Here is a 20,951-nt window from a genome sequence, read left to right as displayed (position 1 = left end):
GTTGGTTTTCGGATAAAGCGAAATATTTTCGCGCGCGAGGATTGACAGGTTTCGCTGAGTTGCCCGTCGTGTCGAATGGGCAACACCGCTCGGCGCAACCGTGCGCGCTCTACCCCGGCAACAGGCTCCGCTCCCCTGCCGGCGAATAGTCCAGCTGTGCCAGCAGCCGATCCTCGATCTGCCCGACCATCAGGCCATGCTCGGCATGGGTGACCCGCTTGATCTCGCTCCATTCGGGATCGGCCATGAACGCCGCCCATTGCGCCGTCTTGGTCGCCTCGTCGGGCCATTCGAGCAGGTACACGAACTCGGTGCGGTCACCGATTTTCGTTTCCCACATGCTCACGAATTTGAACCCGTAACGCCCCATCATGATCCGCGCCGCGTGATCGCGGAACCGGGCGTGGAACGCGGCCTTGTTGTTCTCGAAGATTTCGTAGATGCGCAGCTGCTGGATCATGGCAATCTCCCCGCCTGACCAGCAGATGGGGGCGCGAATTTGGCTAGCAAGCTTGCCACCGGAAGTGACCCATCGCAATCTGCGCCAGCGTCGAGCATTGATCGAACGATTCCGTCACCCCGACCGAGCGTGCAATGAGCCTTGCCAACGACCCGCCTCAGCTCCCCTATCCGAAGCTGCCATTCTCGAGCACCGTTCGCCTTTCCTATTCGAGTTATTTCCGGAACCTCGCCGATCTCCTGCGGGTCGCGTGGCCGGCGCTGCTGCTCGTCACGGCGGTCATTGGTCTGACCAAGTGGCAACAAGGGCCAGAGGCGTTTCAAGACATTATTGCACCTCCATCTTTCTGGGAGGTATCAACATGGCTGAAAACGCTTGTTCTGATCGATACCACCCTGACGATCGTCGTGGCAGTAAGCATCGCCGTCACATGGCACCGGATGATCATCCTGAAGGAACCTCCCAGCTTGATCGGACGCAACGTGGCAACGATTAACTTCTGGCGCTACGTCGTCATCAGCTTCGTTCTTGGTGCATTTGTGCTTGTGCCGGTCATGTGGAGCCTTCTGCCTATCGGATACATCCTTCCCGCGTCGCTGATTGCAAACATGAATATCCACTCCGAGAGCACCTTTCTCGCGCTGACGCTAGGATTGCTTGCGGCGTACTGTATGTCGGCCGTCATCATTGCCCGGCTTTGTCTTATGCTCCCGGCTAGCGCAGTCGATCGAGGCAAATGGCCGATACGAGAAGCATGGGAACGGACAAGAGGAAACGTCTGGCGGCTGTTCTGGGGGCTAGCGTTCGCCACCCTCCCGCTCCACCTGGCCGCCAGATTCACGTTTGACAGGCTGGTCGGCTCTGCCATTTTCGGAAGGGAAGAAAATCTGGCCGCTGACTTCATGTTGACCATGATTGGCTCCGACGTCCTCGTGGCAATCGTCGATCTGCTGATCCTGCCGATCAGCATCGGATTCCTATCGTACGCCTACCAGCACTTCTTCGGGCATCGGATCGCGCAACCGACCTAGGTCCGCACCATGCTTGCCCAACTGCATTGGGCGACCTAGTTGTTATAATCGTCGGCCGGCATCGCCGCCCCCCTTCAACCGACTTGGACCATGCAAAATCAACGCCCCGACCGCATCCGCAAGCTCTTGGCCGACCTCGTCGCGTTCGACACCGTCAGCGACCGCAGTAACCTGCCCCTGATCGACTACATCGAGCGCTATCTCGGCTCGCTTGGCGTCAGTGGACAGCGCATCGTCGATGACACCGGACAGAAGTCCTCGCTATGGGTCACGGTCGGCCCCGAAGACAAACCCGGGCTGGTGCTGTCGGGCCATACCGATGTCGTGCCGGTTGCCGGACAGGACTGGAGCCACAATCCGTTCGAGCTCGTCGAGCGGGACGGGCGGCTGTACGGCCGCGGCACCACCGACATGAAAGGCTTTGTCGCGGTCTGTCTCGCGATGGTTCCGGAAATGCTCGCGGCCGATCTGAAGACGCCGATCAATCTGGCGATCTCCTATGACGAGGAGATCGGTTGCGTCGGCGTGCGCCCGATGTTGCGCGAGATCGCACGCAAGCCGATCAGGCCGCTCGGCTGCTTCGTCGGCGAGCCGACGCAGATGCAGGTGATCATCGGCCACAAGGGCAAGCACGGCGTGCGCGCCACGTTCCGCGGGCTCGCGCGCCACTCCTCGATCGCGCCCGACGGCGTCAACGCCATCGAATATGCGGCCGACCTGATCGCCGAAATCCGCCGCCGCGCAGCGCTGCTGGCCGCGGATGCCGAGCGAGACAGCCTCTATGACGTCCCGCATTCGACCCTGCTCACCAGCATCGTGCATGGTGGCGCCGCGCTGAACATCGTGCCGGACAGTTGCGTGGTGGAATTCGAATGCCGCGGCATCGGCATCACCGAGTCCCGGAAGGTGACAGACGCGATCATCGCCTGGGCCAAGGCCGAGATCGAGCCTGACATGCGCAAGCGGCATCCCGAATGCGGCATCGATTTCGAGCAGATCCTCGACTACCCCGCGCTCGACACCGCCGCCGACGCTGCCATCGTCACGCTCGCCAAGCAGCTCGCCGGCCGCAACGACCACGCCAAGGTCGCGTTCGGCACCGAGGCCAGCCTGTTCGTCAGCATGGCGGACGTGCCGTCCGTGGTGGTCGGTCCCGGCGGAATCGCGCAGGCGCACACGCCGGATGAGTTCGTCGAGATGTCGCAGCTCGAGGCCTGCGGCGAATTCGTCGCGCGGCTGATCGCGCATTGCGCGAAGTGATACTCTGATGCGCAGGGCGTGAAACAGGAGCCCGGGACCGTGTCGACCGAGAAGCAACCTCAGCAAGGCGGAGTGACGGAAACCTTCCGCGTTGCCGTGCAGGCGCTGATCATCGCGCTGGTGATCCGGACCTTCCTGTTCCAGTCCTTCAACATTCCGTCGGAGTCCATGGAATCGACGTTGCTGGTCGGCGACTACCTGTTTCTCTCGAAATACAGTTACGGATACACGCACTACTCGCTGCCGTTCTCGCCGCCGCTGTTCTCGGGCCGCATCTTCGGCTCCGAACCGAAGCCCGGTGACGTCGTGGTATTCCGGCTGCCGAGCGATGACTCCGTCGATTTCATCAAGCGCGTGATCGGCCTGCCCGGTGATCGCATTCAGATGATCGACGGAGCGCTGTACATCAACGGCACCGCGGTCAAGCGCGAGCGGGTCGATGACTATCTCGATCGCGACGAGGGGCCGCGCCCGGTCCGCGTCAAGCGCTGGCGCGAAACCCTGCCGAACGGGGTCAGCTACGACACGCTCGATCGCATCGAGCGTTCCGAATACGACAACACACAGGTCTATGTGGTGCCGCCGGGACATTTCTTCGCGATGGGCGACAACCGCGACAACTCGGCCGACAGCCGCGTGCCACCCGCGCGCGGCGGCGTCGGTTACGTGCCGTTCGAGAACCTGATCGGGCAAGCCAAGGTGATCTTTTTCTCGATCGGCAATGAAGCGCCGGCATGGCAGGTGTGGCGCTGGCCGGCTTCGGTGCGCTGGAACCGGCTGTTCACAGGCATCCACTGATGTTCAGTGCGTAGGACGGGTTAGCCGAAAACGCCCTGCAAATCTCTACAACCCATCCGGCGGCAGGCCGGGTCCGGTCGCGGCGGGGCGGAGCTTGTCGCGTTGGCGCTCGCGATAGAAGGCATAGAGGCCGGAGGCGACGATGATCGCGGCGCCCGCGAGCATCGCACCGTCAGGCTTGTGGCCGAAGGCGAGATAGCCGGTCAGCATCGCCCATGGCAGCGCGGTGTAGCGAAACGGCGCCACCGCCGAGATGTCGCCGGTGCGCAGCGACACGATGATGCATTGATAGCCGATCAGGATCAGCACCGCGGCGAATGTGAGCAGGCCGAGCGCGTGGCCGGATGGCGGCTTCCAGCCGCCGAGCGGGAAGAGTACGACAGCACCCGCCGTCGTCACCGTCACGGTGGTGAGCAACGTGATGAACACCGTCGGCAAATGCTTCGGGATGCGGCGGGTGGCGAGATCGCGCACCGTGCAGAAGCCGACCGACGCCAGCGCCAGCAGCGCAGGCTGGCTGAAACCCTCCGCGCCCGGCCGGACAATGACCAGCACGCCGATGAATCCGGCAGCGATCGCGAGCCAACGCCGCCAGCCGACCGGCTCGCCGAACACCAGCGCGGCACCCAGCGTGATCACGAGCGGCAGCGCCTGGAAGATCGCCGAGGCATTGGCGAGCGGGATCTGCGCGATCGCCGACAGATAGGTCAGCGTGCCGCCGATCTCGCCCATGACACGCAGCCCAACCGGCCAGATCAGCAGCGCGCTGAAGCTGCGCAGCGCGTCGCGGTACCAGGCGAGTGCCGCGACCAGCACCATTGCGACCAGGCCACGCACCAGCAGGACCTCCCCGATGTTCAGCTCCGCCGACACCGCCTTGGTGATGGTGTCGTTGACCGTGAAGCTGGCCATGGCCGCAGCCATGAACAGGCTGCCGCGAAGATTCGAGGAAAGGGGCAAGACGAGGTGTCCGATCAGGACCAGGGCGGGCGTTGACCGGATTGACTTGCCAAAGCGGCGCCGCGAACTCAAGTCACAGATGGCTACAATGCGGAAACATGCCGCAGTTCGCAGAAGCGGCGCGAACCCCGGGGATCGCGCCGCGTTTTTGCTATCAGGTTGCGCCGGCCTTCTGCGCGTATTCCCAGGATGCCTGTGACAGCGGCACCGTGCGCTTGGCCGACTCGAGGGCCTTGGCATTCGCGGCGGTGCCGTCGCGGACGCGGCCCGCAATGCCCTGCGTGATGCCGGCGAGGCGGAACAGATTGTAGGAGAAGTACCAATTCAGATCCGGCACGGCCATGCCGGTCACGTTGCAGTAGATCTGCGCGGCCTCGTCCTGGCTCGGAATGTTCAACGCCTTGAGGTCGGCATTGGCGAGGCCCGGCATGGTCCACTGCATCAACAAATAGGTGAAGTCGGCCATGGGATCGCCGAGCGTCGACAATTCCCAGTCCAGCACCGCCTGCACCCGCGGCTCGGTGGCGTGGAAGATCATGTTGTCGAGGCGATAGTCGCCGTGCACGACCGAGACGCGCTTCTGCTCCGGCACCGTCTTCGGCAGCCACTCCGCGAGCTTCTCGAACTCGGGAATATGCTGCGTCTCGGAGGCGCGGTATTGCTTGGTCCAACGGTCGACCTGGCGCGCAAAATAATTGCCGGGCTTGCCGAAATCGCCGAGGCCGATCTTTTCGGGATCGAGGATGTGCAGCTTCGCCAGGGTCTCGATCTTGCTGGTGAAGATCTTGCGGCGCGCATCAGGCTCTTGGCTCGGCAGCGTCGGATCCCAGAACACCCGCCCCTCTTCCATCGACATGATGTAGAAGGCCGAGCCGATCACCGCATCGTCGGTGCACAGCGCGTAAGCTTTCGCGACCGGGAAATTCTGCTTGCCGAGCGCCGCGATGACGCGGAACTCGCGATCCACCGCATGGGCCGACGGCAACAATTTACCGAACGGCCGGCGGCGCATCACGTAATTGCGGCTGGGGGTTTCGAGCTTGTAGGTCGGGTTGGACTGGCCACCCTTGAACTGCAGGACCTTGAGCGGGCCCTGATAGCCCTCGACGTGTTCCTGCATCCAGGCAGCGAGGTTCGCCTCGTTGATACGATGGCGCTCCTCGACTTCCCTTGTGCCGGAAAATTCTTCGTCTTTCCTGACGCCGTCCGCCACGATGACGCTCCCTCAATTCAGTTTTTGGGGAGCGCCGTCGGACGCTCCTTCAATCAGGCTGGCACGCCAGCCTGATTTCTCTTTTTCATTCTGAGCACGATGCCAGCGCGAACGCCATGCGTTCCACGTCATGCTCAGTGCGACGTGTTTGCATACTTCCGAAGTTCAAGTCTGGCAATGGCGCGATTGTGCACCTCGTCCGGACCGTCTGCCAGCCGCAGCGTGCGGATGTGGGCGTAGTCCTTGGCGAGCCCGGCCTCGTCGGAGACGCCGGCGCCGCCATAGGCCTGGATCGCCTGGTCGATGATCTTGAGCGCCATGTTGGGCGCCGCGACCTTGATCATCGCGATCTCGGCCTGCGCGGTCTTGTTGCCGACCTTGTCCATCATGTCGGCGGCCTTGAGGCACAAGAGGCGGGTCATCTCGATGTCGGTGCGGGCCTCGCCGATGCGCTGCTCCCAGACCGATTGCTCGATGATCTTCTTGCCGAACGCGGTGCGCGAGGCGAGCCGCTTCACCATCTTCTCCAGCGACTCCTCGGCCTTGCCGATGGTACGCATGCAGTGATGGATGCGGCCCGGACCGAGACGGCCCTGTGCGATCTCGAAGCCGCGGCCTTCGCCGAGCAGGATGTTTTCCTTCGGCACGCGGACGTTTTCGAGCAGCACCTGGGCGTGGCCGTGCGGCGCGTCGTCGAAGCCGAACACCGGCAGCATCTTCTCGACCTTGATGCCGGGTGTGTCGAGCGGCACAAGAATCTGCGACTGTTGCTGATGCTTGGCGGCGTTGAAGTCGGTCTTGCCCATCAGGATCGCGACCTTGCAGCGCGGATCGCCGACGCCCGACGACCACCATTTGCGGCCGTTGATGACGTAGTGATCGCCGTCCTTCTCGATGCGGGTCTCGATGTTGGTGGCGTCAGAGGACGCAACCGCCGGCTCGGTCATCAGGAAGGCGGAGCGGATCTCGCCATCCATCAACGGGCGCAGCCATTTGCGCTTCTGCTCCTTGGTGCCGTAGCGGATGAACACTTCCATGTTGCCGGTATCGGGGGCGGAGCAGTTGAACACTTCCGACGCCCAGGAGATGCGGCCCATCTCTTCCGACAGCAGCGCGTATTCGAGGTTGGTCAATCCCGCGCCGTGGAATTCGTCATCCTCGTGCGAGGACGGCGGCATGAACATGTTCCAGAGGCCTTCGGCCTTCGCCTTCTTCTTCAGATCCTCGAGGATCGGGATCACCTTCCAGCGCGGGCCTTCGGCGTCCTGCTTGTCGTAGATCGGCACCGCGGGGCGGACATGCGTTTTCATGAAAGCCTGAACGCGCTCAAGCCATTCCTTCTGCCTGGCCGACATCGTGAAATCCATGGGACGCTCCTCGTTTCCTAGACTTGGGCCGCCGACCTGGCCGTGAAACTTAGGCCTTGAACTCGGGTCTTGGCCGTTTGGGCAACATTGTTGACCCCGCCTCCGCGGCCCGCAAGGGCGATCGCGAAAACGGCGGCGGTGGTGTGCCAGAACGCTGCCCGCGATCAGCGGATTGACATTTCCGGCTCTTCAAACGATAGTTTCATACAAATGTTTGAAATGCAACTCCCCGTCGTCTTCGTCATTCCCCGGCGCACCGCGGAATAACGGAAAGGCTCTCAGCCATGGCCAGCGACCAAACCCGATCCGCCATTCTCGCCGCCGCCGAGCGGCTCTATGCCGACCGCGGCTTCGGCGACGTCACGCTGCGCGACATCGTCGCGGAGGCGAACGTCAACCTTGCGGCTGTGAATTATCATTTCGGCTCCAAGGACGAATTGATCGCGGAGCTGTTCGTCACCCGCAGCATCCAGACCAACCGCGAACGTCTCAATGAATTGAAGGCGGCGGAGGAAAATGGCGGCGGACGGGCCTCGATCGAGGACATCATGCGCGCCCTCGTCGGCCCCACTTTGCGCGGCTGCCTCGGGCCCGATCGCGAGGGCTCGACCGCGGCGCGTTTCATGATCCGCGCCTCGATCGAATCCGTGCCGCCGATCCGCCGCATCAAGAATCGCGAGGTCGATCACTTGCGCAAATTCGCCGCGGCGATGCGCCGCGCGATGCCTGCTAGCAACGACACCGAGCTGTATTGGGGTCTGCACTTCGCGCTGGCGATGGCGCACCACACCATCCGCGAGAAGGAACGCCTGCTGCGGCTGTCGGAAGGCAAATGCGATCTCGACGACGTCCGCGCCATCATCGATCGCGTGGTCACGGTCTCGGTGATGGCGCTGACGATGGGCGACGTGCCGAGCAAACCGGCGCTACGGCCGGTCGTGGTGCACGGCCGACTGACGCGCCAGGATCTGTAAGATTTTCCGCTCTACACCATCGCGATGCAGTCGATCTCGATGTCGAACGGCCCGGTCCATTCCGGGATGCAGACGAAGATCCGCGCCGGCAGATCGTCCGCGAAATATCTCCGGTAGATCGCATTGAAGGTCGCGAAGTGCTTTGCCGAGGTGCAGAAAATATTGCACTTCATCACGTTGTCGAACGACGCGCCGGCAGCCTCCAGACACTGTTTGAGCTGCTCCATCACCAGCTCGCTCTGCCGCTCGATCGAGGCGCCGGCGGCGAACTCGCCGGTTGCGGGATCGAACGGCGGCAGGCCGGAGACGAAGATCATGTTGCCGGCGCGCGTGACCGGCGACGCCGGCGCCTTCCAGCGCTCCAGCCAGCTCGATATCGGCTCGACGCGGATGACTTCCCGTTTCATGATTGGCACCTTTCGATAGAGGATCGATGGCGCCAATCTAGCAGGCTCGTGTCAATGATGCTTCGATGCAGGTCGAAGTGTTATGGCTGGATTCCCTGCCCTTTACCGTCACCCTGAGGAGCGCGTAGCGCGTCTCGAAGGGTCGACGGCCACCGGCCGGGCCGTTCATCCTTCGAGGCTCGCAAGCGCTCGCACCTCAGGATGACGGGGAAACTCCGCGGCCCGCGGCCTCGAAGTCAGCGCCTACAGAATCCCCTGCGCCTTCAGCCCTTCGATCTTGGCGTCGTCGTAGCCGATGGTCGCCAGCACGTCCTTGGTGTCGGCGCCGAGCAGCGGCGGGGCGCGGTAGTCGGTGATCGGCGTGCCCGAGAAGGTCAGCGCGTTGCGGATCAGCGACAGGTTCGGCTCGAACGGGTGATCGACCTTCACCCGCATGCCGCGCGACTGCACATGCGGATCGCTGAACACCTGCTCGAAATTGTTGATCGGGCCCGACGGCACGCCGGCCTCCTCGAGCTTTTCCAGCCAGTAGGCAACCGGATGCTTCAAGAACAAGCCGGCGAAGATCGCCATGATCTCCTTGCCGTGCACGACGCGGTCGTTGTTCTTGACGAAGCGCTTGTCGCTCGCAAGCTCAGGTTCGCCGAGCACGGCGCAGGTGCGCTGGAACTGGCCGTCATTGCCGACCACTAGCATCAATTCGCCGTCGGTGCAGCGGAACACGCCGGCCGGCATGCCGCCATTGCCCCAGGTGCCGCGGCGCGGCGGCATGTTGCCGTTGACGAGATAGATCTGCAGCCAATGCGACAGCGAGGCGATCACGGTGTCGAACAGGCAGACGTCGACATGCTGCCCTTCACCGTTGTTGGCGTCGCGGTGATAGAGCGCCGAGAGAATCCCGATCGAGGTGTTCATGCCGGTCATGTAGTCGACGATCGAGGGGCCGACCTTCATCGGGCCCGCACCCGGCTCGCCGTCGATATGGCCGGTGACGCTCATCAGTCCGCCCATCGCCTGCAGGATTGCGTCATAGCCGGCGCGCGTGGCGTATGGACCGGTCTGGCCGAAGCCGGTTACCGAGCAATAGATGATGCCGGGGTTGAGCTGCTTGATGGTGTCGTAGTCGAGCCCGTAGCGCTTGAGGTCGCCGACCTTGTAGTTCTCCATCATCACGTCGACCGACTTGGCGAGCTCGCGGATGATGGCCTGCCCTTCGGGCTTGGCGATGTTGACGGTGACGGATTTCTTGTTGCGGTTGGCGCAGAGGTAGAACGAATTGTTGTTGTTCGCCTTGCCTTCGGGATCCTTGAGATAGGGCGGGCCGAAGGCACGGGCGTCGTCGCCGCCGCCGGGCCGCTCGATCTTGATCACCTCGGCGCCGAGATCCGCCAGCATCTGGGCCGACAGCGGGCCCGCGAGCACCCGCGTCAGGTCGAGAATCTTGATGCCCGAAAGTGGCAGAGCCGACATGAACGTTCCTCCGAAATCTTGCTAGATCTTGATTATCCGGCGCCGGACCGTGTCCTGCCCTCATCTGGGCGCGCCAGAGCTTGCCGATACACCATTTTGGTGCCGCGAGCACTGCATTGTCGGCATGAAGCCATCCCCGGACGGCCTATGTACGACGCGCCGGCGGCATCCCGGGGAACCGGCCGCGAGGATCGGGCCGATTGCCGCCACGCGAAATTGTGAAGTTGGCCGACACCGATTTGCCGCAGCGTCCGCGGTACCCTGCCGCGACGAGGAGGACATCATGCGGACAATCACGACGGCCGGGCTGCTGCTGACGCTGCTTGCGGTCGCGATGCCGCAGGCGGATGCGCGCGGCGGCCGTGGCCATAGCGGCGGCTCGCACGGCATGCATAACGGCGGCGCCAGTCGCGGCGGCGGATTTGCCGCCGACAAGCGCCACGCCGACGACCCCTACACCAAGGCGGCCTCCGACGAAGAGGACCGCCTGCTCAACAGCAAGCTGAAGAGCATCTGCCGCGGCTGCTAGGGTCAGTCGCCTCGACCGGATAACGTGACTTCAGGACGCGATCGCCTGCCGCGGTTGCGCAGTCGTGCCGATCAGCTTGCCGATCTCGGGCTTGCAGCCACCGCAATTGGTGCCGGCCTTCAGGCAGCGGCCGATCGCTTCGACGCTGTCGGCGCCCTTCCTGATCTCGGCGGTGATCTGGTGCCGTCCGATGCTGAAGCAGGAGCAGACGATCGGCCCGACATCCTCGCCGGCGCCGAACGGCCGCCCGGCCAGCAGCGCCATCCGCGCATTGGCCGACAATTGTTGCTCCGCGAACAATCCGGCGAGCCACGCCCGCGACGGCAGCACGTGATCGGGCGCGATGAACACACAGCCCTCGAGCCGGCCGTCGCGCACCGCCGCATAGCGGAAGCGGCCGGCGGCCGGATCGCGATAGGCGATCCATTCGATCTCGACGCCTTCGAGGCCGAGCTGCGCCCGCGCCCAATCGCGCCAGCTTTCCGGGCGCACGTCGAGCGCAAGCTCCAGCCGCGTGCAATCGCCGGCCTTGCCGTAAACCCAAAAGCCGCTCGCCGGGCGCTTGATCGCATCGCGGCTCAGGATGAAGGCGTGCCATTTCGGCGCGTAAGGATCGGCCTTGACCGGCGTGTGCTTGGACTCCGGCTGGCCGGACAGCGGATCGACCACCGGATTGACCAGCGCGTTGACGCGGCCCTCGCCGGCGAACTCCTCGTTCCAGTGCATCGGCACGAACACGCAGCCGCGGCGCTGGTCGGCGCTCACGACGACGCGCGCGATCATCTCGCCCCAGCTGCTGGTCAGCCGCGTCAATCCTTCGTTTTGCAGCCCGGCCTGCCGCGCATCCTCGGGGTGAAACTCGGCATAGGGCTCGAAGATATGCGACAGCAGCCGTCCGGTCTTCCCGGTCCGGGTCATGGTGTGCCACTGATCTCTGATACGACCGGTGTTGAGCACCAGCGGATAGTCGCGGCTGGTCGCATGCCGCGCCGGGCGCGGCGCGACCGGCACGAAGCGCGCCTTGCCGTCAGGCGTGAAGAATGTCTGGCTCTCGAACATCCGCGGCGTGCCGGCTGGATGGTCCGACGTCACCGGCCACTGCACCGGCGCCAGCGCGTCATAGGCGCCGTCATCGAGCGCAGCCAGCGCGGCGATGTCGAAATCCCGCTGGCCGTTATTCTCGAAGCCCGACAGTTCGGCGTGCTCGCGGAACACCTCCGCCACCGACGCGTATTCGAAACCCGGATATCCCATGCGGGCGGCGACGTCGCAGATGATCCGCCAGTCGGCGCGCGCTTCGCCCGGTGCTGTGAGGAACGGCCGCTGCCGCGAGATCCGGCGCTCGGAATTGGTGACCGTGCCGTCCTTCTCGCCCCACGCCAGCGCCGGCAGCAGCACGTCGGCATGCCGCGTGGTGTCGGTGTCGCGCATGCAATCCGTCACCACGACGAGCTCGCAGGCGTCGAGCGCGGCGCGCGCGCGGTCGGCATCGGGCAGGCTCACCACCGGATTGGTCGAGATGATCCACACCGCCTTGATGCGGCCGTCGGCGATCGCGTCGAACATGTCGACCGCCTTCAGTCCGCCCTTCTCCGCAATCACAGGCGCGCGCCAGAACCGCTGCACCAGCTCGCGATGCGCCGGGTTCTCGATCTCCATATGTGCGGCAAGCTGGTTGGCGAGCCCACCGACCTCCCGGCCGCCCATCGCGTTGGGCTGGCCGGTGAGCGAGAACGGCCCCATGCCGGGACGACCGATGCGCCCGGTCAACAGATGGCAGTTGATGATGGCGTTGACCTTGTCGACGCCGCTCGACGACTGGTTGATGCCTTGCGAATACAGCGTGACGACGCGCTCGGTCCGCGTGAACCAGTCGAAGAACAGTCCGACCGCGCCTTCGCTCAACCCACACGTCGCAGCCGTCTGCGCCAGGGTCTGGCCGGCCACCTGCTTGAGGGCGTCGACGATCCCCGTCGTGCAATTGCCGACAAAGCCGCGATCGACCGCGCTGCTGCCGGCGAGGAACGCGAACAGCCCGTTGAACAGCACGGAGTCACTGCCCGAGCGCAGCGGCAGATGCAGATCGGCGCCCTCGCAGGTCGCGGTGCGGCGCGGATCGATCACCACGATCTTGCACGCCGGGTTCTTCTCCTTCGCCGCCAGCATGCGCTGGTGCAGGATCGGGTGGCACCAGGCGGCGTTGGAGCCGACCAGCACAAGCAGGTCGGCCTGCTCAAGATCCTCGTAGCAGCCCGGCACGGTGTCGCTGCCGAAGGCGCGCTTGTGCCCCGCGACGCTGGAGGCCATGCACAGCCGCGAATTGGTGTCGATATTGGCGGTGCCGACAAAGCCCTTGGCGAGCTTGTTGATGACGTAATAGTCCTCGGTCAGGAGCTGGCCGGAGACATAGAACGCGACGGCGTCAGGCCCGTGCTCGCGGATGACCTTGTTAAAGCCATCGGCAACACGATCGAGCGCGTCATCCCATGCCGCCGGCGCGCCGTCGACGACAGGCTCGAGCAGACGTCCGTCGAGGTCGATGGTCTCGGCGAGCGCCGAGCCCTTGCTGCAGAGCCGGCCGAAATTGGCCGGATGCTGCTTGTCTCCCTCGACCCGAACGGCGCCCGCCGCGTCCTTCGACGCGATGACGCCACAGCCGACACCGCAATAAGGACACGTGGTCTTGACCGGCATTGCCTGACCTAACCGCTCAGCTCACCGCAGCCGCCTGCCGCACCGACAGCCAGACAACGCCGTTCTCGACCTTGGCCGGATGGGTATGCGTGCAGCCTTCATCGGGCGCGACCGCCTGCCCGTTCGCGAGCTCGATGACGAAATTATGCAGCGGACAGGTCACGCGCTTGTTGTGCACGATGCCCTGCGAGAGCGGCCCACCCTTGTGCGGGCAACGATCGTCGAGCGCAAACACCTCGTCGCTCTCGGTCCGGAACACCGCGATGTTGCCGCTAGGGGTGCGCACCACGCGCGAGCCGAGCCGCGGAATGTCGTCGAGCGCGCCGATTTCGATCCAGCTGGTCATGCGAGCTCCAATTCGGCGAGAGGCGCGAACTCGTTGCGGTCGACGCCGCGGCTGGCGCGCTCGGCCCACGGATCGGTCTGCGCGAACTGCTGCGAATGGGCAAAGCGGGCGAACAGCGCCTTGCGGTTGGCGATGTCGTCGACCACCCGCTTCCTGATCTGCTCCAGACCGACGCGGTCGCACCATTTGTACATGCGCTCCAGATACCAGCCCTCCTCGCGGTAGAGCTGGGTCAGCGCCACGATCACCTCGAGCGTCTCGTCCTCGGTCTCGACCTTGGTCAGGAACTCGGTGCCCTTGATGTGCAAGCCCGCAGCGCCGGCGAAATGGATCTCGTAACCGGAATCGACGCAGACCACGCCGACGTCCTTGCAGGTCGCCTCCGCGCAGTTGCGCGGGCAGCCGGAGACGCCGAGCTTGACCTTGGCCGGCGTCCAGGAACCCCACATGAACTTCTCGAGCTTGACGCCGAGACCGGTGGAGTCCTGGGTGCCGAACCGGCACCATTCCGAGCCGACGCAGGTCTTCACCGTGCGCAGGCCCTTGGCGTAGGCATGGCCCGACACCATGCCGGCGTCGTTGAGATCGGCCCACACCGCCGGAAGGTCCTCCTTCTTGACGCCGAGCAGGTCGATGCGCTGGCCGCCGGTGACCTTCACCGTCGGGATGTTGAACTTCTCGGCAACATCGGCGATGGCGCGCAGCTCGCTCGGCGTGGTGACGCCGCCCCACATCCGCGGCACCACCGAATAGGTGCCGTCCTTCTGGATGTTGGCGTGGACGCGCTCATTGATGAAGCGCGACTGCTGGTCGTCGCGGTACTCGCCCGGCCAGGTCGCGAGCAGGTAGTAGTTCAGCGCCGGACGGCAGGAGTGGCAGCCGTTGAGCGTCTTCCACTCCATGAAGCGCATGACCGCGGGAATGGTCTTGAGCTGCTGCTCGACGATGACGCGGCGGACGTCGTCGTGGCTGTGATCGGTGCACTTGCACAGCGGCTTGACCTTCGGCGCCGCCGAATAGTCACCGCCGAGCGTGAACGCCAGCACCTGCTCGACCAGACCGGTGCACGACCCGCAGGACGACGACGCCTTGGTATGGGCGCGGACGTCGTCGAGCGTGAACAGCTTCTTCTCGGAGATCGCCTTGACGATCGCGCCCTTGCAGACGCCGTTGCAGCCGCAGATCTCGGTCTCGTCGCTCATCGCGGCAACCGAGTTCTGGCCGTTGACGCCGCCGTCGCCCAGATTGGCGGCGCCAAACACCAGGCGCTCGCGCATGTGCGAGACGTCGGTGCCGTCGCGCAGATGCTGGAAGTACCAGGGGCCATCGATGGTGTCGCCATAGAGCACGGCACCGACGATCTTCTTGTCCTTCAGGATGATGCGCTTGTAGACGCCGCGATTGGCGTCCTGCAGCACGATCTCCTCCTTGTCCGGCCCCGGCGCGAAGTCGCCGGCCGAGAACAGGTCGATGCCGGTGACCTTCAGCTTGGTCGAGGTGACCGAGCCGTCATAGGTGGCAAAGCCCTTCATCGCGAGGTGGTTGGCGCAAACCTTGGCCTGGTCGAACAGCGGCGCGACGAGACCGTAGGTCTGGCGGCGGTGCTGCACGCACTCGCCGACCGCATAGATGCGGCCGTCATAGGTCTGCATGGTGTCGGAGACGACGATGCCGCGTTCGCAATAGAGCCCGGCCTTCTTGGCGAGCTCGAAATTCGGACGGATGCCGACCGCCATCACCACGAGATCGGCCGCAAGCTCGGTGCCGTCGCCGAAGCGCACGCCGGTAACGCGGTCCTCGCCCAGGATCGCCTGGGTCTGCGCCGGCATCTTGAACACCATGCCGCGCTCTTCCAGCGACTTGCGCAAGAGACCACCGGCGACCGGATCGAGCTGACGCTCCATCAGGGTGTCGAGCAGATGCACGACCGTAACGTTCATGCCGCGTTTCATCAGCCCGTTGGCGGCTTCGAGGCCCAACAGGCCGCCGCCGATCACGACGGCGTTGCGATAATTGGTCGAGGCCTTGATCATGCGGTCGACGTCGTAGATGTCGCGGAACCCGATCACGCCCGGCAGCTCCTTGCCCGGCAGCGGCAGCATGATCGGATTTGAGCCGGTTGCGATCAACAGACGGTCATAGGGAACGCGATCGCCGGCATCGGTGACGACTTCGCAGGTGCGGCGATCGATCATGCTGATCGTCTCGCCCTTGCGCAGCGTGATGTTGTTGTCCTCATACCAGTCGACGGTGTTGAGCATGATGTCGTCGACGGTCTTCTCGCCGGCGAGCACCGGCGACAGCAGGATTCGGTTGTAGTTGCCGTAGGGCTCGGAGCCGAACACCGTGATGTCGTAGAGATCGGGGGCGCGCTCGAGCAGCGCCTCGACCGTGCGGATGCCGGCCATCCCGTTGCCGATCACCACGAGCTTCTGCTTGGTCACTTTGTCGAGCATGGTCTGCCTTTCAATTCCGACGGCGCTACGCAGCGACGCTGCGTGCGTCGTTGATGGGCACCGATAAAGGTTTGGAGTTGTAGGAAGCCCAGCCGCGGGCGCAGACCGTCTTCGATGACGACCGATGTTCCGTTATCAATTGATATTCAAAACGCGTGCCAATTCGGCGCGGACGAATCTGGCAGCAAAATCAAAGGCTTTTATGCGACCTCACATGTACCTGATGCCGCGGCGCGCGGCGGGCTGGCCGAATTTTTAGCCACGCCGATGATCTCTTGTGCATCACAGCATCAGCGGCCGCGGCCGCAATCGTGAACCCGCAATTGATGCGCCATCGCACGCGCGCGACGCATCGCACAATAAAGCATCAGCGTGCGCGTTTGCGCGGCGGCGCTTGCCGCAAGCCACGCCAATTCCGATCGCCGAACCTGGTTCGCGATCTCGCGGCAACTTCTTGCGACTGCAAGGCAAAGCGACGCGATCGATTCGATGGCACGCAAATTGCTGACCTCAATTCTCGACGGAGTGCGTCTCAACGGCGAGCGCGCTTACGCATTCACCCACATTCGATTTATCTGCGCCCGAGATGACCGCACGTGTACGGCCGTCTCCGCCGCATCAGCGCGAGACGCTTGCGATGAAGCTAGCCGAGTTCAAGAAGGCAGGTCACTGGCCGACCCTGCTCGCCGCGTTCCTGTACTTCGATATCAGTTTCATGGCGTGGGTCGCGCTCGGACCGCTGATCGTCTACATCGCGCGCGACATGAATCTGGCCGTGAACGAGAAGTTCACCCTGGTCGCCATTCCCGTGCTTGCCGGCGCGCTGCTCCGCGTGCCGATGGGCATTCTCGCCGACATCATCGGCGCCAAGCGCACCGGCATCATCGCCCAGCTCGTCGTGATCGCTGCCACCGCATCGGTCTGGCATTTCGGGCTGACTAGCAAGCTCGCGATCGAGCTGTTCGGGCTCGCGCTCGGCGTCGGCGGCGCCTCCTTCGCGGTCGCCCTGCCCCAGGCCAGCCGCTGGTATCCGCCGCAATATCAGGGCGTGGTCATGGGGATCGCCGGCGCCGGCAATATGGGCGTCGTGCTCGACACGCTGCTCGCGCCGAGCATCGCCGAACATTGGGGCTGGCAGGCCGTGTTCGGCTGCCTCCTGATCCCGATGCTGATGGTGCTCGCCTATTATTCCCTCGCGGCCAAGGACGCGCCGGGCGAGCGCAAGAAGATCTCGCTGAAAGCCTACGGCGCGCTGCTGAAGGATTCCGACAGCCGTTGGTTCATGTTCTTCTACTTCATCACCTTCGGCGGCTTCGTCGGCCTCGCCAACGCCCTGCCACTCTATTTCACCGTGCAGTATCACGTCTCGGGCGTGGCGGCCGGCATGCTGGTCGCGCTGATCGTCGCGTTCGGCTCGGGCTTCCGCCCCGTGGGCGGCATGATCGCCGACCGCATCGGCGGCATTCGTTCGCTGTCGATCCTGTTCGGCGTCGTGGTCGCGGCCTATCTCGTCATCGCCTTCATGCCGGAGGGGCCGACTGCACCGGCTGCGGGCGGCTGGGCGTTGACCGAGTTGCCGCGCATCGCCTGGATCTCGGTGCTGCTGTTTTCGATCGGCGTGCTGGCGCTCGGCATGGGCAATGGCGCGGTTTTCCAGCTGATCCCGCTGCGCTTCCGCCACGAGATCGGCCTGATGACCGGGCTGGTCGGCTGCGCCGGCGGCATCGGCGGCTTCTTCCTCGCCCAGACGCTCGGCTTCGCCAAGGGCACGACCGGCGGCTTCGGCGCCGGCTTCCTGTTCTTCGGCGCGCTGGCGTTGCTTGGCTTCATCGGACTTGCGATGGTCAAGGTCCGCTGGCGCACCACCTGGGGCGCGGTGTCGGGAGCGCGCGTCTGAGGGCTCGCTCCGAGAGGACGGGTTGAGACGTGGCGACCGGCGCGCAACACGATCTGGGCGTACGCGTCGGTTTCGCCAGCGAGATCGGCAAGCGCACCGCCAATGAGGACTACGTCGCGGCCTGCCTCGGCCAGCCGGGCGCGCTGCACCGCGACGTGGTGGCCGCGGTCGCCGACGGCGTCGGCGGCCACATGGGCGGACGCGAGGCCGCCGAGGTCGCGGTCCGCAGCTTCATCGACGCCTATTATTCGCTGCCCGAGACGCTCGGGGTCCGCCGCCGCGCCGCGCGTGCGCTGGAAGCCGCCAACAGCTGGATCTACGGACAGGGCCGAGTCGATGCCGCACGCAGCGGCATGGCCTGCGCATTCTCATCCATCATCCTGTCGCGGCGGCAATGCCATGTGATCCATATCGGCGACACCCGCTGCTACCGTCTCAGCGACGGGCGGCTGGAACGCCTGACGCAGGACCACATCGCCGGCCGCGGCGACCTCGCTCACATGCTCAACCGTGCCATCGGTTTCGAGGAGTTCGCCCGCTTCGACTACACTTCGACCGGGCTACGGCAACATGATCGTCTCCTGATCTGCAGCGATGGGGTTCACGGCGCGCTCGGCGATTCCCGCCTCCAGCAACTGCTCGAGGAGCGCACGCCGCCCGACGAATCGGCGCGCAGCATTGTCGAAGCCGCGCTCGCGGCCGGCAGCAGCGACAACACGACCGCACTGGTGCTCGACGTCGTCGACCTGCCGCCGGCGGACCGCGACGATCTCACCCACGCGATCGCGACCTTGCCGATCCTCGATCTGCCGGAGAGCGGCGATACGATCGACGATTTTGCGCTCCACGACGTGCTGTCCGACGGACGCTACAGCCGCCTGTTCAAGGCCACCGACAAGCGCGCCGGACGCGAGGTCGTGCTGAAGTTTCCGCATCCGCGGGTCGCCAGCGAAGGGTCCTACCGGCTCGCCTTCGTGCGCGAGGCCTGGGTCGCCGCCCGCGTGCGCAGCCTGTGGATCGGCGAGATCATCGAGGTGCCGGCGGAGCGGCAGACCAGGCTCTATTCGGCGATGCCGCTCTATGAGGGCGAAACGCTGGAGCAGCGGCTCAACCATGCGCCGCGGCTGTCGCTCACGGAGGGGATCGCGATCGCGACCAAGCTGGTGCGCGCGGTCACGGCGCTGCACCGCGCCGGCATCATCCATCGCGACATCAAGCCCGATAACGTGATCCTGCTGAAAGACGGCGGATTGCGCCTGGTCGACCTCGGCGTCGCGCGGGTGCCGCTGCTGGAGGATTTTCCCGCCGAGGACATTCCGGGCACCGCGAGCTACATGGCGCCCGAGCTGTTCGGCGGCAAGGCCGGCGACGAGGCCTCCGACCTGTTCGCGCTCGGCGTCACCGTCTACCGCATGTTCACCGCGAACTATCCGTTCGGCGAGATCGAGCCGTTCTCGCGGCCGCGGTTCGGCAAGCCGGCGCCGCTGTCACGCTATCGGCCGGACCTGCCGGCCTGGCTCGATGCCGTGATCGGCAAGGCGCTCAGCGTCGAGCCCGCGCAACGCTTCGGCGACGCCACCGAGTTCGCGCACGAGCTGGAAAACGGCGCGACCTGGGCCGGCCCCGCCGTCACGACCCGCAAATCGCTGCACGACCGCGATCCCGTGACGTTCTGGAAGGTGCTGTGCGCCATCCTGGCCCTGATCATCGTGGTGCTGCTGGCGCGGCACTAGCGGGCTGTTGAAGACGTCATCCATGGCAGCGACGAAGCTGGCTTCACCGCGACGCCATGGCCGATGTCTTCAGCTGCCTGCATGACGATTCGAACGCAACGTTACTGAGCTTTCGTTACAAGCGGACAGCCGCCTTCCGCAAGCGGCCGCCAGGCTTCGTCCGACGAAATCGTCGCGATCACCTTTTCATAGTCCCAAGGCTCGCGCGATTCGGATGGCGATTTGGCTTGGACCAAATACATCGAACGCATCACCTGCCCATCCTCGCGGATCTGTGCATTCTGTGTCATGAAATCGTTGACCGGAAGCTTGCGCATGGCGGCCGCAACGGCGCCGGGATCGTCGGTTCCAGCCGCCTGCACGGCCTTCAAATAGTGCATCACGCCACTGTAAACTCCGGCCTGGATCATGGTCGGCGCCTGTCCGTGCCGACGCGCCATGAAGCGATGACCGAAGGTCCGGGTTGCCTCGTTCTGGGTCCACGAAAACGACGTCGCGTAGATGATGCCCTGGGCCGCCTCAAGGCCGAGCGAATGCACGTCCGTGATCAACATCAGAAGAGCGACGATGTTCTGGTCGGCGGATTTTCCGATGCCGAACTCCGCAGCCTGCTTCAGGCTGTTGACCGTATCGCCGCCCGCGTTCGCCAATGCAATGACTTTCGCCTTCGAGTTCTGTGCCTGAAGCAGGAACGACGACAGGTCCGACGCACCGAGCGGATGGCGAACCGAGCCAACAACCTTGCTTCCCGCGGTCGTGATGAAGCTCGATGCGTCACGCTCCAGCGCATGGCCGAAGGCATAGTCCGCGGTCAGGAAGAACCACGTGTCCGCGCCCTTCTTGAGCATGGCCTTGGTAACGGCGGAGGCTTCAGCGTAGGTGCTGTAGGTGAAATGAAACCCGTAGGGCGAGCACTGCTTTCCGGTCAGATCGGAACTACCAGGCCCGGAAATCACAAAGATGCGCTTCTTTTCACGGGTGATGGCCTGAATGGCCAGCGCCGTCGCCGAATTGCCGCCATCGGCAATCAGATCGACGCCGTTCTCGTCGATCCAACGACGCACGATGCCGGAGGCGATATCGGGCTTGTTCTGATGGTCGGCGGATATCAGCTCGATCTTCTTGCCGAGCACGGTCGGGCCAAAATCCTCGATCGCAAGCCGGGCCGCTTCCACCGAGCCCTCGCCTCCCAGATCGGAATAGAGTCCCGACATGTCGTTGATGACGCCGATGCGCACCACGTCGCTGGATACCTGCGCGTGCACGGACCCAACGGCAGCCAGACACAAGACCGCCGTGAGCGCGGCCGCAATCGATCGCATCGAAACCTCCCCGAAATGTTTCTTGTTCTTGTGG

At 64.5% G+C, this 20,951-nt stretch carries 18 protein-coding genes; 8 read left to right on the top strand and 10 right to left on the bottom strand.

The annotated features are described in order from the left end of the window. Window positions 1–109: 109 nt before the first annotated feature. Window positions 110–460, bottom strand: coding sequence for an NIPSNAP family protein (locus CO675_RS23950; protein ID WP_097674285.1), 351 nt, complete (start codon window positions 458–460; stop codon window positions 110–112). Between the two features lie 134 nt (window positions 461–594). Between CO675_RS23950 and CO675_RS23945 the strand changes: the two genes are divergently transcribed. From CO675_RS23945 to lepB, 3 genes are all read left to right on the top strand, one after another. Continuing rightward, entirely contained in the window at window positions 595–1,491 is an 897-nt protein-coding gene (locus tag CO675_RS23945) for a hypothetical protein (protein ID WP_097674284.1), read from the top strand. Window positions 1,492–1,581: 90 nt separating this feature from the next. Then, complete coding sequence (argE, locus tag CO675_RS23940; RefSeq protein WP_097674283.1) at window positions 1,582–2,751, top strand: acetylornithine deacetylase; 1,170 nt, start codon at window positions 1,582–1,584, stop codon at window positions 2,749–2,751. Window positions 2,752–2,790: 39 nt separating this feature from the next. After that, a complete protein-coding gene (gene lepB / locus CO675_RS23935; protein ID WP_097674315.1) occupies window positions 2,791–3,549 on the top strand; it encodes a signal peptidase I in 759 nt (252 codons plus the stop codon). 45 nt (window positions 3,550–3,594) lie between these two features. Here the strand turns inward: lepB and CO675_RS23930 are convergent, their stop codons facing one another. The 3 genes from CO675_RS23930 to CO675_RS23920 all read right to left on the bottom strand — a co-directional run bounded on the left by CO675_RS23930 (window position 3,595) and on the right by CO675_RS23920 (window position 7,089). Then, window positions 3,595–4,509, bottom strand: coding sequence for a DMT family transporter (locus CO675_RS23930; RefSeq protein ID WP_097674314.1), 915 nt, complete (start codon window positions 4,507–4,509; stop codon window positions 3,595–3,597). Window positions 4,510–4,663: 154 nt separating this feature from the next. Next, on the bottom strand, window positions 4,664–5,722 hold the full coding sequence (locus CO675_RS23925; protein ID WP_097674282.1) for a phosphotransferase family protein: 1,059 nt from the start codon (window positions 5,720–5,722) through the stop codon (window positions 4,664–4,666). A 134-nt stretch (window positions 5,723–5,856) separates the two neighbouring features. Then, window positions 5,857–7,089, bottom strand: a complete 1,233-nt coding sequence (locus CO675_RS23920; RefSeq protein WP_097674281.1) for an acyl-CoA dehydrogenase family protein — start codon at window positions 7,087–7,089, stop codon at window positions 5,857–5,859. Between the two features lie 284 nt (window positions 7,090–7,373). Here CO675_RS23920 and CO675_RS23915 point away from each other — a divergent pair, with 284 nt between their 5' ends. Continuing rightward, on the top strand, window positions 7,374–8,063 hold the full coding sequence (locus tag CO675_RS23915) for a TetR/AcrR family transcriptional regulator (protein ID WP_097674280.1): 690 nt from the start codon (window positions 7,374–7,376) through the stop codon (window positions 8,061–8,063). 11 nt (window positions 8,064–8,074) lie between these two features. Here CO675_RS23915 and CO675_RS23910 read toward each other — a convergent pair whose 3' ends face one another. Beyond that, on the bottom strand, window positions 8,075–8,470 hold the full coding sequence (locus CO675_RS23910) for a RidA family protein (protein ID WP_198964719.1): 396 nt from the start codon (window positions 8,468–8,470) through the stop codon (window positions 8,075–8,077). Between the two features lie 243 nt (window positions 8,471–8,713). Beyond that, window positions 8,714–9,940 (bottom strand): CaiB/BaiF CoA transferase family protein, encoded by a 1,227-nt coding sequence (locus CO675_RS23905; RefSeq protein ID WP_097674279.1) that lies wholly within the window; start codon window positions 9,938–9,940, stop codon window positions 8,714–8,716. A 283-nt stretch (window positions 9,941–10,223) separates the two neighbouring features. Here CO675_RS23905 and CO675_RS23900 point away from each other — a divergent pair, with 283 nt between their 5' ends. Next, complete coding sequence (locus CO675_RS23900) at window positions 10,224–10,469, top strand: hypothetical protein (RefSeq protein ID WP_097674278.1); 246 nt, start codon at window positions 10,224–10,226, stop codon at window positions 10,467–10,469. Between the two features lie 30 nt (window positions 10,470–10,499). On the opposite strand, the gene CO675_RS23895 is transcribed toward CO675_RS23900, so the two are convergent. Genes CO675_RS23895 through nirB form a run of 3 tightly spaced genes read right to left on the bottom strand, consistent with a single transcriptional unit; the run spans window position 10,500 to window position 15,965 of the window. After that, a complete protein-coding gene (locus CO675_RS23895) occupies window positions 10,500–13,163 on the bottom strand; it encodes a nitrate reductase (RefSeq protein WP_097674277.1) in 2,664 nt (887 codons plus the stop codon). A gap of 16 nt (window positions 13,164–13,179) precedes the next feature. Then, entirely contained in the window at window positions 13,180–13,509 is a 330-nt protein-coding gene (nirD, locus tag CO675_RS23890; protein ID WP_097674276.1) for a nitrite reductase small subunit NirD, read from the bottom strand. Next, on the bottom strand, window positions 13,506–15,965 hold the full coding sequence (gene nirB, locus CO675_RS23885; protein WP_097674275.1) for a nitrite reductase large subunit NirB: 2,460 nt from the start codon (window positions 15,963–15,965) through the stop codon (window positions 13,506–13,508). Before nirB ends, nirD begins: the two co-directional genes overlap by 4 nt. A 114-nt stretch (window positions 15,966–16,079) precedes the next feature. Here nirB and CO675_RS40100 point away from each other — a divergent pair, with 114 nt between their 5' ends. The 3 genes from CO675_RS40100 to CO675_RS23870 all read left to right on the top strand — a co-directional run bounded on the left by CO675_RS40100 (window position 16,080) and on the right by CO675_RS23870 (window position 19,595). Next, window positions 16,080–16,280 (top strand): hypothetical protein, encoded by a 201-nt coding sequence (locus CO675_RS40100; RefSeq protein WP_143279088.1) that lies wholly within the window; start codon window positions 16,080–16,082, stop codon window positions 16,278–16,280. A 271-nt stretch (window positions 16,281–16,551) separates the two neighbouring features. Then, entirely contained in the window at window positions 16,552–17,862 is a 1,311-nt protein-coding gene (locus tag CO675_RS23875) for a nitrate/nitrite transporter (RefSeq protein ID WP_349644033.1), read from the top strand. Between the two features lie 29 nt (window positions 17,863–17,891). After that, on the top strand, window positions 17,892–19,595 hold the full coding sequence (locus tag CO675_RS23870; RefSeq protein ID WP_097674273.1) for a bifunctional protein-serine/threonine kinase/phosphatase: 1,704 nt from the start codon (window positions 17,892–17,894) through the stop codon (window positions 19,593–19,595). Window positions 19,596–19,696: 101 nt separating this feature from the next. Here the strand turns inward: CO675_RS23870 and CO675_RS23865 are convergent, their stop codons facing one another. Next, a complete protein-coding gene (locus CO675_RS23865; RefSeq protein ID WP_097674272.1) occupies window positions 19,697–20,917 on the bottom strand; it encodes an ABC transporter substrate-binding protein in 1,221 nt (406 codons plus the stop codon). Window positions 20,918–20,951 lie beyond the last annotated feature (34 nt).

The organism is Bradyrhizobium sp. C9, assembly GCF_002532045.1.
In the GTDB taxonomy this organism is placed as follows: domain Bacteria; phylum Pseudomonadota; class Alphaproteobacteria; order Rhizobiales; family Xanthobacteraceae; genus Bradyrhizobium.
The sequence above is the reverse complement of the archived record's forward strand: the minus strand, read 5'-3'. Positions and strand labels throughout refer to the sequence as shown.

Bases quoted from the DNA above. Each gene is read 5' to 3' on its own strand.
- CO675_RS23950 (WP_097674285.1), bottom strand. From the start codon at position 460: ATGATCCAGCAGCTGCGCATCTACGAAATCTTCGAGAACAACAAGGCC.
- CO675_RS23945 (WP_097674284.1), top strand. From the start codon at position 595: ATGAGCCTTGCCAACGACCCGCCTCAGCTCCCCTATCCGAAGCTGCCA.
- argE (WP_097674283.1), top strand. From the start codon at position 1,582: ATGCAAAATCAACGCCCCGACCGCATCCGCAAGCTCTTGGCCGACCTC.
- CO675_RS23920 (WP_097674281.1), bottom strand. From the start codon at position 7,089: ATGGATTTCACGATGTCGGCCAGGCAGAAGGAATGGCTTGAGCGCGTT.
- CO675_RS23915 (WP_097674280.1), top strand. From the start codon at position 7,374: ATGGCCAGCGACCAAACCCGATCCGCCATTCTCGCCGCCGCCGAGCGG.
- CO675_RS23910 (WP_198964719.1), bottom strand. From the start codon at position 8,470: ATGAAACGGGAAGTCATCCGCGTCGAGCCGATATCGAGCTGGCTGGAG.
- CO675_RS23905 (WP_097674279.1), bottom strand. From the start codon at position 9,940: ATGTCGGCTCTGCCACTTTCGGGCATCAAGATTCTCGACCTGACGCGG.
- CO675_RS23900 (WP_097674278.1), top strand. From the start codon at position 10,224: ATGCGGACAATCACGACGGCCGGGCTGCTGCTGACGCTGCTTGCGGTC.
- CO675_RS23895 (WP_097674277.1), bottom strand. From the start codon at position 13,163: ATGCCGGTCAAGACCACGTGTCCTTATTGCGGTGTCGGCTGTGGCGTC.
- nirD (WP_097674276.1), bottom strand. From the start codon at position 13,509: ATGACCAGCTGGATCGAAATCGGCGCGCTCGACGACATTCCGCGGCTC.
- nirB (WP_097674275.1), bottom strand. From the start codon at position 15,965: ATGCTCGACAAAGTGACCAAGCAGAAGCTCGTGGTGATCGGCAACGGG.
- CO675_RS40100 (WP_143279088.1), top strand. From the start codon at position 16,080: ATGACGACCGATGTTCCGTTATCAATTGATATTCAAAACGCGTGCCAA.
- CO675_RS23875 (WP_349644033.1), top strand. From the start codon at position 16,552: ATGACCGCACGTGTACGGCCGTCTCCGCCGCATCAGCGCGAGACGCTT.
- CO675_RS23865 (WP_097674272.1), bottom strand. From the start codon at position 20,917: ATGCGATCGATTGCGGCCGCGCTCACGGCGGTCTTGTGTCTGGCTGCC.